Source organism: Streptomyces sp. NPDC053560, assembly GCF_044544605.1.
Taxonomy (GTDB): domain Bacteria; phylum Actinomycetota; class Actinomycetes; order Streptomycetales; family Streptomycetaceae; genus Streptomyces.
The window spans coordinates 418,688-434,739 of record NZ_JBITXI010000004.1 but is presented as its reverse complement, the minus strand read 5'-3'; the positions used below and the strand labels follow the sequence as shown (position 1 = coordinate 434,739).

General features: G+C 73.4%; 12 protein-coding genes. 4 read left to right on the top strand and 8 right to left on the bottom strand.

Annotation, left to right across the window (positions count from 1 at the left end):
* Positions 1–282: 282 nt before the first annotated feature.
* Together lipA and lipB are read right to left on the bottom strand one after the other, a co-directional pair.
* Positions 283–1,233, bottom strand: a complete 951-nt coding sequence (gene lipA, locus ACIGQF_RS11715; RefSeq protein WP_399708257.1) for a lipoyl synthase — start codon at positions 1,231–1,233, stop codon at positions 283–285.
* 137 nt (positions 1,234–1,370) lie between these two features.
* Positions 1,371–2,153, bottom strand: a complete 783-nt coding sequence (lipB, locus tag ACIGQF_RS11710) for a lipoyl(octanoyl) transferase LipB (protein ID WP_399708255.1) — start codon at positions 2,151–2,153, stop codon at positions 1,371–1,373.
* A gap of 671 nt (positions 2,154–2,824) precedes the next feature.
* On the opposite strand from lipB, the gene ACIGQF_RS11705 reads away from it, so the two are divergent.
* A complete protein-coding gene (locus ACIGQF_RS11705; protein WP_399708253.1) occupies positions 2,825–4,336 on the top strand; it encodes a regulator in 1,512 nt (503 codons plus the stop codon).
* Between the two features lie 237 nt (positions 4,337–4,573).
* Here ACIGQF_RS11705 and ACIGQF_RS11700 read toward each other — a convergent pair whose 3' ends face one another.
* The gene (locus ACIGQF_RS11700) at positions 4,574–6,100 is read right to left on the bottom strand and encodes an NAD(P)/FAD-dependent oxidoreductase (RefSeq protein WP_399708251.1); all 1,527 of its coding nucleotides are present in this window, start codon (positions 6,098–6,100) and stop codon (positions 4,574–4,576) included.
* 568 nt (positions 6,101–6,668) lie between these two features.
* Here ACIGQF_RS11700 and ACIGQF_RS11695 point away from each other — a divergent pair.
* Positions 6,669–7,424, top strand: a complete 756-nt coding sequence (locus ACIGQF_RS11695; RefSeq protein ID WP_399708249.1) for a hypothetical protein — start codon at positions 6,669–6,671, stop codon at positions 7,422–7,424.
* A gap of 14 nt (positions 7,425–7,438) precedes the next feature.
* On the opposite strand, the gene ACIGQF_RS11690 is transcribed toward ACIGQF_RS11695, so the two are convergent.
* Positions 7,439–8,341: a TIGR01777 family oxidoreductase gene (locus tag ACIGQF_RS11690; RefSeq protein WP_399708247.1), complete on the bottom strand. Its 903-nt coding sequence runs from the start codon at positions 8,339–8,341 to the stop codon at positions 7,439–7,441.
* A gap of 38 nt (positions 8,342–8,379) precedes the next feature.
* Here ACIGQF_RS11690 and ACIGQF_RS11685 point away from each other — a divergent pair, with 38 nt between their 5' ends.
* The gene (locus tag ACIGQF_RS11685) at positions 8,380–8,913 is read left to right on the top strand and encodes a GNAT family N-acetyltransferase (protein WP_399708245.1); all 534 of its coding nucleotides are present in this window, start codon (positions 8,380–8,382) and stop codon (positions 8,911–8,913) included.
* Between the two features lie 241 nt (positions 8,914–9,154).
* On the opposite strand, the gene ACIGQF_RS11680 is transcribed toward ACIGQF_RS11685, so the two are convergent.
* Positions 9,155–9,682, bottom strand: coding sequence for a DUF4240 domain-containing protein (locus tag ACIGQF_RS11680; RefSeq protein WP_399708643.1), 528 nt, complete (start codon positions 9,680–9,682; stop codon positions 9,155–9,157).
* 267 nt (positions 9,683–9,949) lie between these two features.
* On the opposite strand from ACIGQF_RS11680, the gene ACIGQF_RS11675 reads away from it, so the two are divergent.
* Positions 9,950–10,900, top strand: coding sequence for an SDR family oxidoreductase (locus ACIGQF_RS11675; RefSeq protein ID WP_399708636.1), 951 nt, complete (start codon positions 9,950–9,952; stop codon positions 10,898–10,900).
* A gap of 25 nt (positions 10,901–10,925) precedes the next feature.
* Here ACIGQF_RS11675 and ACIGQF_RS11670 read toward each other — a convergent pair whose 3' ends face one another.
* From ACIGQF_RS11670 to ACIGQF_RS11660, 3 genes are all read right to left on the bottom strand, one after another.
* On the bottom strand, positions 10,926–12,017 hold the full coding sequence (locus tag ACIGQF_RS11670) for a helix-turn-helix transcriptional regulator (RefSeq protein ID WP_399708243.1): 1,092 nt from the start codon (positions 12,015–12,017) through the stop codon (positions 10,926–10,928).
* A 355-nt stretch (positions 12,018–12,372) separates the two neighbouring features.
* Positions 12,373–15,045, bottom strand: coding sequence for a pyruvate dehydrogenase (acetyl-transferring), homodimeric type (aceE, locus tag ACIGQF_RS11665; protein WP_399708241.1), 2,673 nt, complete (start codon positions 15,043–15,045; stop codon positions 12,373–12,375).
* 241 nt (positions 15,046–15,286) lie between these two features.
* Positions 15,287–15,910, bottom strand: a complete 624-nt coding sequence (locus ACIGQF_RS11660) for a GntR family transcriptional regulator (protein ID WP_399708239.1) — start codon at positions 15,908–15,910, stop codon at positions 15,287–15,289.
* Positions 15,911–16,052 lie beyond the last annotated feature (142 nt).

The following is a 16,052-nucleotide window of genomic DNA, read 5'->3' as shown; positions in this document are numbered from 1 at the left end:
TCAAACGCCCATGAAACGTCCGTACGGCCCGCACCCCTCCAGCCTGGGAGAAGTGCGGGCCGCACCGTCCGGCGTGTGCCGGGATTCACATCCCCGGGGCCCGAAACGAGCGCTCACGAATGCAAAGAATTCACTAATGATCATGCGGATGGGCCGCGCCCGAAGGTGATCGACGTGGTGCGACGGCGCCCCGTCCACCATGCGGGCGCTTCCCGATGGTGATCACACCGCGGGCTGCCCGACAGTGTGCTCGCACCGCCGGGCCCCTCCCCGAGGGCGTGCTCAGACCGCCGGGCGCTGCGCCTCTTCCGCGCGCTTGTCCATCGCCTGCTGGTAGAGCCGGCCGGCCCGGTACGAGGAGCGGACCAGCGGCCCGGACATGACGCCCTTGTAGCCGATCTCCTCCGCCTCCTCCTTCAGCTCGACGAACTCCTGCGGCTTCACCCAGCGGTCGACCGGGTGGTGCCGCACCGACGGGCGCAGGTACTGGGTGATCGTGATCAGCTCGCAGCCCGCGTCGTGCAGGTCCTGCAGCGCCTCGCTGATCTCCTCACGGGTCTCGCCCATGCCCAGGATCAGGTTCGACTTGGTCACCAGGCCGTCCTTGCGGGCCTCGGTGATGACCTTCAGGGACCGCTCGTAACGGAAGCCCGGACGGATCCGCTTGAAGATCCGCGGCACCGTCTCCACGTTGTGGGCCAGCACCTCGGGGCGCGAGGAGAAGACCTCGGCGAGCTGGTCGGGCTCCGCGTTGAAGTCCGGGATCAGCAGCTCCACGCCCGTGTCGGGCATCAGGCCGTGGATCTGCCGGACGGTCTCGGCGTACAGCCAGGCGCCGCCGTCGTCCAGGTCGTCACGGGCGACGCCGGTGATCGTGGCGTAGCGCAGCTCCATGGTCTGGACGCTCTCGGCCACGCGGCGGGGCTCGTCGCGGTCCAGCTCCTGCGGCTTGCCGGTGTCGATCTGGCAGAAGTCGCAGCGGCGCGTGCACTGGTCACCGCCGATGAGGAAGGTCGCTTCGCGGTCCTCCCAGCATTCGAAGATGTTGGGACAGCCCGCCTCCTGGCAGACCGTGTGCAGGCCCTCGCTCTTCACCAGGCCCTGCAGCTGGTTGTACTCGGGGCCCATTTTCGCCCGGGTCTTGATCCACTCGGGCTTGCGCTCGATGGGGGTCTGGCTGTTCCGGACCTCCAGGCGCAGCATCTTGCGTCCGTCGGGTGCGACAGCGGACACTCCGGCTCCCTAAGCTTCGTTTCTTCGGCGTACCCAGGGTACGCCCGTTGATTCGCACGTCTTTACGTGCTGCGCAACCCGCTACCGCCGGGCTGCATTCCGCCGGGCCCGCTCGTGGGAGGCGCCGGCGGGCCGGGTCAGACGGCGCGGGGCAGGAGCTCGGCGTTCTCCAGCACGTCCGCCAGGTGCTTCTCGGCGACCGGCAGTACTTCTTCGATGGTGACCTCACGGCCCAGTTCGTACGAGAGAGAAGTCACGCCCGCGTCCCGGATGCCGCACGGCACGATCTTGTCGAACGAGGTGTTGTCCGGGTTCACGTTCAGCGCGAAGCCGTGCATGGTGACGCCCTTCGCCACCCGGATCCCGATCGCGGCCAGCTTGCGGTCCTCACGGCGCTGCCCGGCGTTGGACGGGGCGTACTCCGGACCGTTCAGCCGCGGGTCGAACAGCTCGTCGTTCACGCGCGGGTCGAAGTCGAGGTTCAGGCCGCCCAGGGCCGCGCGCTGCTCCACGGGGTCGCCCAGCACCCACACGCCGCTGCGGCCCTCGATACGGGTGGTCGCCACGCCGAACTCCGCCGCCGTGAGGATCAGTGCCTCTTCGAGGCGGCGTACGTGCGCCACCACGTCCACCGGGCGCGGCAGTTTCTGGATCGGGTAACCGACCAGCTGGCCCGGGCCGTGCCAGGTGATCTTCCCGCCGCGGTCCACGTCGACGACGGGGGTGCCGTCCAGCGGGCGCTCGTTCTCCGCCGTACGCCGGCCCGCCGTGTACACGGGCGGGTGCTCCAGCAGCAGGCAGGTGTCCGGGATCTCGTCGGCGAACCGGGCGGCGTGCACCCGGCGCTGCTCCTGCCACGCCGTCTGGTACTCCACGGCGTCGGCGCCGAAGCCCATCCGGACAAAGCGCAGCTCACTCATGGCGGCTCCTCTTATCGCAACCTTCGCGCCCGACCCCACTGTACGGCCGTGCCCGAAAAGCACGTCGGGCGGCCGGTTACGAGGCGGTACGGGGGCGGGCTGCGGGGCGGTGCGGGGGCCGGTAACGGGAGGGTGCGGGGGCCGGACGCGGGACGCCGAGGGGGGTACGGCCGGTGCGGACGCGCGCGGAGGCCGCCGCACCTCCCCACTCCCCGCGCGCACGGCGCTCGTCCCGCCGTGGGGTTCCGGTGCGCGCTGCCACGAGTGGCTGTGGAGGCGGTCCGGTACGCGTGTGGGTGATCGTCCTCCACTGTGCGTGCGGGAGGCCGTCCGATGTGCATGTGGCCAGCCCTCCGGTGTGCGTCGGTGCGCGGGGCGGCGGTCGCCACGAGGGGCGGCGGCGGGCTCTCAGGGGCGAGGCGGGGCAGGCGCCGGGGTGCGGCTGGGCGGGGCGTCAAGAGGGAGCGCGGAACCGGACACCAGGTGTGGACCGCGGGGAGCCACGTCGGCCTGCGGAGCTGTGCTCACACGATCGGATGAACGCGGACGAATCGTGGCCGGAAGTCCTCCTTGGGCCGCTACATTCACGCCGTTCCAGGAGGGCGAAAGCGCCGGACGGTGTCGACCGGGCCCGGGCGGCGCGGCCCGGAAGGCAGGAGACCGTAAAGCTGATGACGGAACGACCCGACCCAGGCCCACAGCTTGAGGGATCGCCGCAACGCACACCCAACCGCAGACTCGCCGCGCTGATCGCCGAGGCGGGTTTCTCCAATGCCGGTCTGGCCCGCCGGGTGGACCAGCTGGGGCTGGAACACGGGCTCGACCTGCGCTACGACAAGACATCGGTGACCAGATGGCTGCGCGGCCAGCAGCCACGCGGCACCACCCCCGCGCTGATCGCCGAGGTGTTCACCCGCCGCCTCGGGCGCCGGCTGTCGGCACAGGACCTGGGACTGGACGCCTGTGCACCCGTGTACGCAGGGCTGGAGTTCGCCGCGACCCCCACCGAAGCGGTGGACATCGTCAGCGGCCTGTGGCGCAAGGACTCCGGCAGCCACGCCGAACTGCGGAAGATCGCGTTCACCCCGGCCGGCCTGGTCGTCCCCAGCCGCGACTGGCTCATCGGCCGCGCCGACGAACGCGTCGCGCGCGGCGAACCGGTCTCCGAGGCGGGGCTGCCCGGACCCGCCGGGCAGCCCCGGGTGCCGGCGCAGATCCGCGCCGGAGTGCCCCGGCAGCGCCGCCCCGACCGTACGGAGCGCCCGGACCCGGCGCACGGCTACCGCGTGTCCGGCGGTGACATCGCCGCCCTGCGCTCGGTCGGCGAGCTCTTCAGGACGCTGGACCACGCCTACGGAGGCGGCCACGCCCGCCAGGCCCTCGTGCGCTACCTGGAGCACGAGGCCGAGCCCATGCTGCGCGGCTCGTACAGCGAGGCCACCGGACGCCGGCTCTTCTCCGCCACCTCCGACCTCACCCGGCTCGCCGGCTGGACCTCGTACGACATCACCGCCCACGGACTCGCGCAGCGCTATTTCGTGCAGGCGCTCCGGCTGGCCCAGGCGGCGGGCGACCGTGCCTACGGGAGCTACGTCCTCATCACGATGAGCCGCCAGGCGGTGTACCTGGGCCACGGCCGGGAGGCGGTCCAGCTCGCCCGCGTGGCCCAGCAGGGCATCGGCAGCGGGCCGCCGCCCCTGGTGCAGACACTGCTGCACGCCGCGGAGGCCCGCGGCCACGCCGTACTGGGCGAGGTACGCGCCTGCACCGCCTCCCTGGCCCGCGCCGAACGGGCCCTGGAGGCCGCGCGGCCCGGGGACGAGGTGCCGCACTGGGCACGCCTCTTCGACGAAGCGCAGCTCGCGGACGAATTCGGGCACTGCCACCGCGACCTCCAGCAGTACCGCGCGGCGGCCCAGCACGCCGAACGCTCACTGCAGCTCCGCGGCGCCGGCTACGCCCGCAGCCGGCTGCTCTGCCGCATCGTCCTGGCGACCGCCCGGCTCGGCCTCGGCGAACTGGAACAGGCGTGCACGCTGGGCGCGGAGGCCGCCGTACAGGCCGCGGAGATGCGTTCCGTACGGGTGCATGAGTACGTACGGGACTTCGAACGCAGACTGGAGCCGTACCGGGACGCCGCAGCCGTACGCGGCTACCGGGACAAGGTGACCGCGCTGGGTTGAGTACCGGGTTGCCTTGAGTACCGGGTCGCCGCCCGGCGCGGGAGGGTCCGGGGCGCGGCGGGCCGGGACGCAGGATCGGAAGGCGGGGCCGGAACGGCGAGGGTGCCGTCCCGGCCCCGCCGCGTGGGGGCCGGGACTGGGGCCCACGGAACCGGGCCTGCGGGCGGTGGCCGGGCTGTGCCGCGGACCGGGGGCTTCGGCGGTGGCCGGACGCCGGACGTCGGGCTCCGGTGGCTCTCAGGCGGCGTCGAACAGGGCGGGGACGGCATCGTCCGCCATCGCCATCCCGAAGTCCTGCAGCAGCGCGCGGGCGGCCCGGCGGCCTGAATGCAGCGCGCCCTGGACGGTGCCGGTGTCGCGGTGGTCGCCGCAGACGTACAGCCCGGCCAGTACGCGTACCGGCCGCAGCGGATCGTGCGGCGCGGGCATGGCCGGCACGGCGTACGGATCGTGGTGCGCGGCGAGCAGCCGCCAGCCGTCGGTCGTGGTGCCGTACAGCCGCTCCAGCTGCGGACGGACCGTCTTGTCGAGCGCTCCGGCCGGGAGCGTCGCGGCGGAGCCGAGCACCGCCGTGGTGATCAGCGACCGGCCGGGCGGCGTGCGCGAGGGATCGACCGCGCTCGCGACGTAGCTGTACGCCACCGGTCCGTCCGTCGGCAGGAACAGCGTCGCGTCCTGCGCCTGTGGATAACTCAGGGTGCTGTCGGCGGTGTGGTGCAACATGGTCACCGGATGGAAATCGGGGACCCGGAGCCCCGGCAGCAGCTCCGCGGCATCGCGTGCCCCCGTGGCCACGAGCGCCGCGCGGCACCGCAGTTGACGCTGATCGGAGGTGGTGACGAGCGTGGTGGAGACGGAGACGGCACGGACGGACGTGCGCACGGTGCCCGGCGGCAGCGAGGCGGCGAGCAGCTCGGGGACGCTCGCCGCACCTCCCGCCGGAAGACAGAGCCGCCCGGTCGCGAAGGCCATGAGCGTGAGGGCCGCGCCGAGGCTGGAGCCCTGCAGCGTGGGGTCGCCGAGCAGGGCGGTCAGCAGCGGCCGGAGCGCGGCCGCACGGGGCGAGAGGACATCGTGGACGGGCTGGTCACGGCCGGGGGCCGAGGCGGTCCGCGAGGCTCGCTGCGCGCTCGGGGCAGTGCGCGGCGCCTGGAGCCGGGAGGAGCCGAGCGAGGGCAGCCGGGGGGCGCCGAGACCGAGTCCGGGGAGCCGGGACGCTCCCAGGGACGGCAGGCGGGCGGTGCCGAGCGGCCTCAGCTGGCCGAGGGTGCCGAGCGACCGTATGGGGCCCAGCTGCCCGAGGGTGGGCAGGCGGGGCGTGACGAGTGAGGGGAGACGGGAGGCTCCGCTCTGCGGTGCTCTGGACGAGGGCAGGCGGGGGCCGGGGAGCGAGGGGATACGGACGCCGGAGCGCGGCGCGGGGCGTGCGGAGGCGCGCGAAAGGGCGCGCGCGGTGGAGAGTGCGACCCTCGTGCTCCGTACGGCGCCGATGCGTTGTGCGCGACGCCCGTTGTGCAGGCAGATACCGGGAGCGAAGGGCCGCAGCGCGAGGTCGCCGAGGGCCGGGGTGCCGCTCAGCTCCGGATAGGAGGTGACCAGCAACTGGCTGCCGTGGTCCAGGCGGTAGCCGTCCAGCTCCTCGGTGGTCGCGCGGCCACCGACGCGGTCGGCGGCCTCCAGGACGGCGACCGTGGCGCCGGCGCGGGTGAGGTGGTGCGCGGCGGCCAGTCCGGCCACTCCACCACCGATGATGACGACGTCCACGGTGTCCGGCGGAGGCGCCGGCTGGGGCGAGGGGGTTCGGGAAGCGGGGGTGCGCGGCACGTGTCCCTCCCAGGGTCGGCCGGGGTTTCGGCCCACGTCTCATGCCCTTCGCGAGCCTCCCTGATACCCACCCCCGCACCCGGACCGACGCACACGGGGTCGCACACCGCCCATGCACCCCGCGCGTGCCAGAGGCAACCCGCACAACAACCCAAAAGACCAACACGAAGGGGGGTGGGGGAGGGGGGGAGGGGGGTGGGGCCCCACCAGAGGGGAGGGGCCCCTCCAGAGGGAGCCCGAGCTCCCGCCCGGCCCCGGCCCTGCTGGGGGCCCGCCGCCCGCAGCCCTCCGAGGGCCCCAGCCACCCGCCCGGCCCCGGCCCCGCTCCGCCGGGCCCGACCACTGCCGCCCGGGCCGCCCCGCCGCCCGGGCCTGGCTGCACCCATCGCCTCCACCGCCCCCTCCCGTAGTGCGTCGGCGGAGGGAACCGGTGGGCGGTGGTTTGCCTCTGGTGGTGCGGTGGGGGTGTCGGTCTTGGGGCGGCGCCGGGGGTGAGGAGGGGTGGGGCGTGTTGGTGGGGATCGGGTTGTTGCTGGCCGTCGGGGGGTGGCTGGTGGTCGGGGTGCCCTGTTACGTGGTCTGGAAGCTTCGGCGGCGTCCGGCGCGGCACCGGCGGTGGCTGGTGCTGGGAGCGAGTGCGGTGGCCGTGGGGTACGCGCACACGCTCGCGTACGGGTTCGCGCTGACTCGGCCGGAGACGGTGTGCGGCCGGCGGACGTTCGACGACGACTTTCCGCTGACCGGCGTCCGTGTCGACATGTTCCCGCCGCGCCTGGCGTGCTACTGGACGGACTCGGGCACGTTCGGACCGACCCACCCCACCGCCGCGGGCGGGTGGGCGATGTGGTGCGGGGCCGCCCTGCTGGTGGCGGGCGCGGCTGCCTGGGCGATCGACCGGCCCTCGCGTACGCCGCACTGGGCGAGAGGGGGCGTCATCGTGGCGCCTGCGGTCGGCGCCACGATCTGGATCACCCGGGTCGACCGGCTGATGGGACTGTCGTCCACCGACCTCGACAATGAGTGCTTCACGTGGCAGGTCAGGCATCTGCACACAGCGCCGGGCGGGGAGATCGTAGGAGCCGACCGGAGCGTGGTGCCGCCGGTCGTCGACTGCGTCTTCACCGACGGCGCCGCCAGTCTCATCCGCTTCGAAACCCTCGGACTGTGGTGCTGCTTCCTGGCGTGGCTCGGGTGCGCGGCGGCACTTCTCGTGCCGGTGGCCCGAAGCCGGATGCGCGGCCGTGCCGCGGGCCTTGCCGAGTAGCCGCCCCGCAGCCCTCAGTTGCGCTCGGCTGCCCTGATGGCTGAGGTAATGGTGGGGTGGGTGAAGGTGAAGCCGGAGTCCTGGAGGCGGGTGGGGACGACGCGCTGGCTCTGGAGGACGTCCTCGGCGAACTCGCCGAGGGCCAGGCGGAGCGCCTGGGGCGGGACGGTGAAGAGGGTGGGGCGGCGCAGGACCTTGCCCATGGCGGCCGTCGCCTCGCGGTTGGTGACGGGCTCCGGCGCGGTGAGGTTCACCGGGCCGGAGAGCGTGGCGTCGTCGATGAGGTGGCGCAGGGCGCGGATGTGGTCGTGGAGGGAGATGAACGACCAGTACTGGCTGCCGTTCCCGAGCCGGCCGCCGAGCCCGGCCTTGAAGATCGGGAAGAGGCGGCCCCAGGCGCCGCCGGAGCGCGAGACGACCAGGCCGGTGCGGGCGAAGGCGGTACGGACCCCGGCCTCGACGGCAGGCTCGGCCGCGGCCTCCCAGTCGACGCAGACCCCGGCGAGGAAGCCGTCGCCGGGCGGGGCGTCCTCGTCGACGCGCTGCGACCCGGTGTCGCCGTAGTAGCCGATCGCACTGCCGCACACGAAGGAGCGCGGCGGGGTGTCGAGGGAGGCGAGGGCCTCGGCGATCGTGGCCGTGCCCAGGACCCGGCTGTCGCGGATCTGCTTCTTGTACGCGGCCGTCCAGCGGTGGTCCCCGACGCCGGCGCCGGCGAGGTGCACGACGGAGTCGCAGCCCGCGAGCGACGCGGCGTCGACGGTCTGGCGTTCGGGGTCCCAGGCGACTTCGTCCGTGGCGCGTGGCGCGCGCCGGACGAGGCGCAGCACCTCGTGCCCGTCCGCGCGCAGTGATTGCAGGAGCGCCGTGCCGATGAGACCGGTCGAGCCGGTGATCGCGATCCGCATGGTCCCCATACTGCCGGTCGTGGCGGGTGCGTGGCACAGTGACCCGCATGTCCGAGCTGATCGTACGTACCGCCGTGCCCGCCGACGAGGCTGCGCTGGGTGCCCTGGACCGACGTACCTGGTCGCCGCTGCACTCCGTCCAGCCGCGGCCGGAGCCGCCGTACGACCCGTTCTTCGACGCCTGGCACGTGCCGGACGACTTCCTGGTGGCGGTGGCCGACGGGCGGATCGCGGGCTATCTGCGCCTGGTGCGGCCGACGCCGCTGGACTGCAATGCCCATGTGCGGCAGATACAGGGGCTGGCGGTGGACGACCGGGTGCGCGGGCGCGGGGTGGCCCGCGCGCTGCTGGCCGCGGCGGTCGACCGGGCGGTGGCGGAGGGCGCGGAGCGGATGACGCTGCGGGTGCTGGGGCACAACGCGCCGGCCCGGCGGCTGTACGAGTCGGCGGGGTTCCGGGTGGAGGGCGTGCTGCCGGGGGAGTTCCGGCTGGAGGGGCAGTACGTGGACGACGTGCTGATGGGGCGGAGTCTGGATGGGGATCGGGAGGGGGAGGGGGACGGGGTGGAGGTGGGCGGCTGAGGGCCGCGGGATCACGGGCCATCGGCTGAGGGCCGCGGGATCACGGGCCATCGGCTGAGGGGCCGCGGGACCACGGGCCATCGGCTGAGGGGCGCGGGACCACGGGCGCCACGGGTCACGGGGCGGGAACACGAGTCACGGGGCACCGGCCACCGTCACCACCGCCGTGCCCCGGGTCAGGCCCGAAGCGGCCCGGGCATGCGGCTGAGGGCCACTGGCCGCCTCACCACTGGCCGCACCCTCACCACGACGTGTCGCGGAAGCGTTCCCAGAGGGCGGGGAAGCGTTCCTCCAGGGCGGCGTCGTCCTCGAAGTCGATCACGGTGCCGAGCGGTTCCCTGGGGGCGGGGGCGATGCCGAGGTCGGGCATCACGGCGCCGGTGAGGCGCTCGTACGCCTCGTCCGCCGCGTACCCCAGGTCCTCGGCGTCGCCGTCCTCCTCCTCGTCGAACTCCGGGAGCAGGTCGGCGAGCCGGTCCGGGTCGTGCAGCGCGCCCTCGAAGACCTCGCGGCCCTGGCCGATGAGCCAGCAGCGGAAGTAGTCGAAGGCGTCGTCGCTCGCGCCGTCCAGCAGGATGGCGGCGGCGGCCCACAGGTCCCAGGAGTAGGCGCGGTTGTAGCGGGCCTCGAAGTGCCGGGCGAAGTCGATCACGGCGTCGGGGTCGCGCCGCATCAGCCGCTCGACCAGCAGATCGGCCTGTTCCTCGGGGTCGCCCCCGGCGGCCTCGCGGGAGTCGTCGATGAGCTCCCAGAACTCCGTCTCGTCCATCACAGGGTCCAGCATCCAGCCTGCCGCCCGGCGACGCACGCGGAGCGCGGGCATCCGTCCGGGTCGTTACCGACACGGAATTCCACGGAAAACCGGACAGGAGGTGACGGGATGCGGTGCGAAAGTCGGGTCACGCGAAGGAAAGAGGGAGCGGAAGTGGGCGCAAAAGCGACGGGGAGCAGCGGCAGCGCGGCGGAGGCCACGGGCACCACGGCGGAGGCCACCGGTGCCACGGGCACCACTGCGGAGGCCACCGGTGCCACGGGCATCGCGGCGGAGGCCGCCGGCGGTACGGCGGCAGGATCCGGGGCGCTGGCCGGCAAGGTGGCGCTGGTCGCCGGGGCCACCCGGGGCGCGGGCCGGGCGATGGCCGTGGAGCTGGGGCGGGCCGGTGCGGTCGTCTACGTCACCGGGCGTACGACACGGGACCACGTCAGCGAGGTGGGCCGGGCCACCGAGACGATCGAGGGCACGGCGGAACTGGTGACCGAGGCCGGGGGCACCGGCATCGCCGTACCGGTCGACCATCTGGAGCCGGACCAGGTGCGTGCGTTGGTCGAGCGGATCGAGCGGGACCACGGGCGGCTGGACGTGCTGGTCAACGACCTGTGGGGCGGCGACCGGCACGTCGAGTGGGACAAGAAGGCATGGGAGCACGACCTCGACAAGGGGCTGCGGGTGCTGCGGCTCGGCGTCGAGAGCCACCTGATCACCAGCCGGTACGCGCTGCCGCTGCTGATCCGGCGGCGCGGCGGGCTGCTGGTGGAGGTCACGGACGGGACGGCCGAGTCCAACCGCGAGTACCGCAAGCCGCTCTACTACGACCTCGCGAAGAGCGCGCCGATCAGGATCGCGCAGGACCTCGCGGAGGAGCTGGCGGAGTACGGCTGCACGGCGCTCTGCCTCACGCCGGGGTGGCTGCGTTCGGAGGCGATGCTCGACACGTACTTCAAGGTGCCGGAGGAGAGCTGGCTGGACGGCTGCGCGCAGAACCCGCACTTCGCGATCTCGGAGTCGCCGGTGTTCGTGGGGCGGGCGCTGGCGGCCCTGGCCACCGATCCGGATGTGGCGCGGTGGAACGGGCGGTCGCTGTCCAGCGGCGGGCTGGCGGGGGAGTACGGCTTCACGGACGTGGACGGTTCGGCGCCGGACGCCTGGCGGTACATCGCGGAGGTCGAGCGGCCGGGCAAGCCGGCGGATGTGACGGGCTACCGGTAGACCACCGGTCTCACGGTCACCGGTCTCACGGTCCGTACAGCTCCGCCATGCGCCGGCCCGCCTCCGCGAAGCGGGCGCGCAGCTCCGGCGGGGCCAGGACCTCGGCCTCGGGGCCGAGGCCGAGCAGCTGGGAGCAGGCGACGTCGGGGGACTCGACGGCGAGCGTGACGGTGATCCGTCCCTGGCCGTCGGGGTCCGGCGCCGCGTCGAGGGCCTCCCGGGCCGCCACGCGGTCGGTGACGTGCGGCAGCCGGCGGGCGCCCGCGGGCGTGAGCCGTACGGTCACCTCGTCCCGCAGGATCGAGCGGGCGAACTGGGCGGCGCGCTCCTCCCAGAACGCGGGCAGGTCGAAGTCCGGGTCGCGGACGAAGCGGTCCGCGCCGGCGGCGACGGAACGGAAGCGGTCGACTCGGTAGACCCGGCAACGGGCCCCGCCGCGGCCACCGCCACCGTCGCGGCCGCTGTCACCGGCACGGTCCCCCGTACCGTCGCGGTCACCCGTACCGGACCGATCACCCGTACCGGCGCGGTCACCCGTACCGGCACGGCCGTCCGCCGCGTCGGCCGCCAGGTACCACACGCCCGCCTTCAGGACGAGCCCGTACGGCTCCAGGACGCGGTCGACCTCGGTGCCCTTGCGGTCGTAACGGGCGGTCAGCACGCGGTCGTCCCACAGCGCCTCGGCGATCGTGGGCAGCAGCTCGGGGGTGCTCGGCTCCTGATACCAGCCGGGCGCGTCCAGGTGGAAGCGCTGCGCCGCGCCGGTCGCGGCGTCCCGCAGCTCCGGGAGGAGGGCGGCGGAGACCTTCAGGCGTGCGGCGGAGGCGGCGTCGGCCAGCCCCAGCTCGCGCAGCGCGGAGGGCACGCCGGCGAGGAAGAGGGCCTCGGCCTCGCTGCGGCCCAGGCCGGTGAGGCGGGTGCGGTACCCGCCGACGAGGCGATAACCGCCGGTCCGGCCGCGGTCGGCGTAGACGGGGATGCCGGCCTCGGAGAGGGAGAGGACGTCCCGGGCGACCGTGCGCTCCGAGACCTCCAGCTCGCGCGCCAGCTCGGCCCCCGTCATCGAGGACCGGGACTGGAGCAGCAGCACCATCTTGATCAGCCGGGCAGCACGCATGAGGTCATGATGCCGCCCGCCACTGACAGCCGGGGGGGGGGGGGGGGCCCCCCGCCCCCCCCCCCCGGGGCCCAGGTTGGCCGGGGGCGGGGCGGGCGGGGGGGGGTGGGACCGCCCCGGCGGCGGGGGGGGGGGGGGGGGGGGGGGGGGGGGGGGGGGGGGGGGGGGGGGGGGGGCCCGCGGGGGGGGGGGGGGGGGGGGGGGGGGGGGGGGGGGGGGCCCCGGCGGGGGGGGGGGGGGGGGGGCCCCCCCCCCGCCCCCCCCCCCCACCGGGAGGCACGGTCCCGGTGCTGACCGGAGCGCTACGGCCCCGGCGTCCTGCGGGTACGGCACTCGGGCCGTACGGGGATACGGCTCACAGGCCGTACTTCTCGGCGGCCTCCTTGACCGTCTCCGCCTTGACCTCACCGCGCCGGGAGAGCGCCGCGAGGACCTGGACGACGATGGACTGCGGGTCGACGCCGAAGTAGCGGCGGGCGGCCTCACGGGTGTCGGAGAGACCGAAGCCGTCGGTGCCGATGGAGACCCAGTCCTGCTCGACCCAGGGGGCGATCTGGTCGGGCACGGCCCGCATCCAGTCGCTGACCGCCACGACCGGACCCTCGGCGCCGGCCAGCGCGCGGGTCACGTACGGCACGCGGTCCTCGCCCTTGAAGCGCGCGGCGTCGCACTCCAGCGCGTCGCGGCGCAGCTCCGTCCAGGACGGCGCGGACCAGACGTCGGCCGCCACGTCCCACTCCTCGGCGAGCATCCGCTGCGCTTCGAGGGCCCAGTGGATCGCGGTGCCGGAGGCCAGCAGCTGGGTCTTCGGGGCCTCGTCGGTGGCGCCCTCGGCCTGCTTGAAGCGGTACAGGCCCTTGAGGATGCCCTCCTCCACGCCTTCGGGCATGGCCGGCTGCACCTTGGTCTCGTTGTAGACCGTCAGGTAGTAGAAGACGTCCTCCGCGTTCTCGCCGTACATCCGGCGGAGGCCTTCCTTGACGATCACCGCGACCTCGAAGGCGAACGCGGGGTCGTAGGAGAGCGCCGCCGGGTTGGTGGACGCGATGAGGTGGGAGTGGCCGTCGGCGTGCTGGAGGCCCTCACCGGTCATCGTCGTACGGCCGGCGGTCGCGCCGATGACGAAACCGCGGCCGAGCTGGTCGGCGAGCGCCCAGAACTGGTCGGCGGTCCGCTGGAACCCGAACATCGAGTAGAAGATGTAGAACGGGATCATCGGCTCGCCGTGGGTGGCGTAGGCCGTGGCCGCGGCGGTGAAGTCGGCGAGCGCGCCGGCCTCGGTGATGCCCTCGTTCAGGATCTGACCGTTCTTGGCCTCCTTGTAGTACAGGAGCTGGTCACGGTCGACCGGGTCGTACGTCTGGCCCACAGGGGAGTAGAGGCCGGCGGACGGGAAGAGGGACTCCATGCCGAAGGTGCGGGCCTCGTCGGGCACGACGGGGACCCAGCGCTTGCCGGTCTCCTTGTCCCGCATCAGGTCCTTGACCAGGCGGACGAACGCCATCGTCGTGGCGATCTCCTGGCTGCCGGAGCCCTTCTTCAGCGCGTCGAACGCCTTCTCCGACGGCATCGGCAGCGGCTTCGGGGTGACCTTGCGGGCCGGGGCCGGGCCGTCGAGCTCGGCGCGGCGCTTGCGGAGGTACTCCATCTCGGGGGAGTCCTCGGCGGGACGCCAGTACGGCACCAGCTTGTCGTCCAGCGCGCTGTCCGGGATGGGCAGCTCCAGGAGGTCCCGCATGGCGCGGAACTCCTCGCCGGTCAGCTTCTTCATCTGGTGGTTGGCGTTGCGGGACTCGAAGCCCGCGCCGAGGGTGTAGCCCTTGACGGTCTGCGCCAGGATGACGGTCGGCGCGCCCTTGTGCTCGACGGCGGCCTTGTACGCGGCGTAGACCTTGCGCGGCTCGTGGCCGGCGCGGGAGGTCTGGAACAGCTCGATGATCTTGGCGTCGGACAGGCTCTGGCCGATGCGCTTCAGGGAGTCGTTCGCGCCGAAGAAGTGGTCGCGGATGTAGGCCGCGTCGCGGGTGGCGTACGTCTGGAACTGCGCGTCCGGGGTCTCCCGGAGGCGGCGGACCAGGGAGCCGTCGGCGTCCTGGGCGAAGACCTCGTCCCAGGCCTGGCCCCACAGGGATTTGATGACGTTCCAGCCGGCCGCGCGGAACTGGGCCTCCAGCTCCTGCACGATCTTGAAGTTCGGGCGGACCGGGCCGTCCAGACGCTGCAGGTTGCAGTTGATGACGAAGGTGAGGTTGTCCAGGCCCTCACGGCCGGCCAGCGCGAGTGCGGCGGTCGACTCGGGCTCGTCCATCTCGCCGTCGCCCAGGAAGGCCCAGACGTGGGAGTTCGAGGTGTCCTTGATCTCGCGGTGCTCCAGGTAGCGGTTGAAGCGCGCCTGGTAGATCGCGGAGATCGGGCCGAGGCCCATGGAGACGGTGGGGAACTCCCACAGCCAGGGGAGGCGCCGCGGGTGCGGGTACGAGGGCAGGCCCTCGCCGCCGGCCTCGCGGCGGAAGTGGTCGAGGTGGTCCTCGGTGAGCCGGCCTTCGAGGAAGGCGCGGGCGTAGATGCCGGGGGAGGCGTGGCCCTGGATGTAGAGCTGGTCGCCGGAGCCGTCACCCTCCTTGCCGCGGAAGAAGTGCTGGAAACCGGTCTCGTAGAGCCAGGCCGCCGAGGCGAAGGTGGCGATGTGGCCGCCGAGGCCGTCCTTGGAGCCGCGCGTCACCATGGCCGCCGCGTTCCACCGGTTCCAGGCGGTGATGCGGGCCTCCATCGCCTCGTCACCGGGGAACTCCGGCTCGTCGGCGGTGGGGATGGTGTTGACGTACTCGGTCTCCAGCAGACCGGGGAGGGTGGATCCCTCGGACTGCGAGGCGTGCTCCAGAGCGCGACGCATCAGGTAATCCGCGCGCTGCGGGCCCGCTGCCTTGGTGACGGCGTCCAGCGACTCGCGCCACTCGGCCGTCTCCTGCGGGTCCCTGTCCGGGAGCTGGTCGAGCTGGCTGTACGCGGGGCGTACGGGATCGGGCATGGGTGGCCCCTTTCCGGACGGAGGGAGGGAGGGTGCGAGGTTGTGCTGGCAGGCAGGTGTCGCGCCCCGCTGACCGACGATACGCCCCTGATCGATGATCGATCAACGCTCATGGGCGGAAAAACCCCAGGTCGGCACGGGGTGTCGCCAATTTGGGCACCGCGTGCCAGGCTCAGATGAGCCCCCGGAGGCTCACTCCGGTACGTCCGTCAGCGTCCCCTCCGGACCTCTCCGGACCCCCTCAGACGCGAGGTGCGCAGCTCAGGACGTGTGTTCGCAGGATTTCCCCGATCTTGGGGTCGCGCCGCCGGAACGCGTCGACGATCTCCTGGTGGTCCTGGGCGTGCGACCGCGGGTCGGGCGAGAACCAGCGGATCGACAGCGTCGTCCACACCTCCACGCCCAGCGACTCCCAGGTGTGCAGCAGCACCCCGTTCTCCGCGGCCCGAATGATCTCACGGTGGAAGGCCACCGTGTGCCGCACCTGCGCCTCGCCGTCCGCCGCGGCGTCGGCCGTGGTGAGCGCCGCCACCTCGCGCTCCAGGGCCGCGGTGTCGTCCGCCAGCCGGCCGGCCGCCAGCTCCGCCGCGACCTGCTCCAGCCCCGCCCGGACGGGATAGCTCTCCTTGAGGTCGGCCGCGGTCAGGTTCCGTACGCGCACGCCCTTGTTCGGGGCCGACTCGATCAGACGGAGGCTCTCCAGCTCGCGCAGGGCCTCCCGTACGGGCGTCTGGCTGACCTCCAGCTCCACCGCGATGCGCCGCTCGACGATCCGCTCGCCCGGCTGCCAGCGGCCGCTGACGATCCCCTCGAGGATGTGCTCGCGGATCTGCTCGCGCAGCGAGTGGACGACGGGTGGGGTCATGCGGGTGCTCCTTAGCGGCGGACGGGCCGGCGCACGGGACGGGCGGGCCAGCGTTTCATTATCTGCGGAAGCGCAACGGGGGACGGCCCCGGTTCGTACGAACCGGGGCCGTCCCCTTCGTCACACCTGCTGACGACCGGGC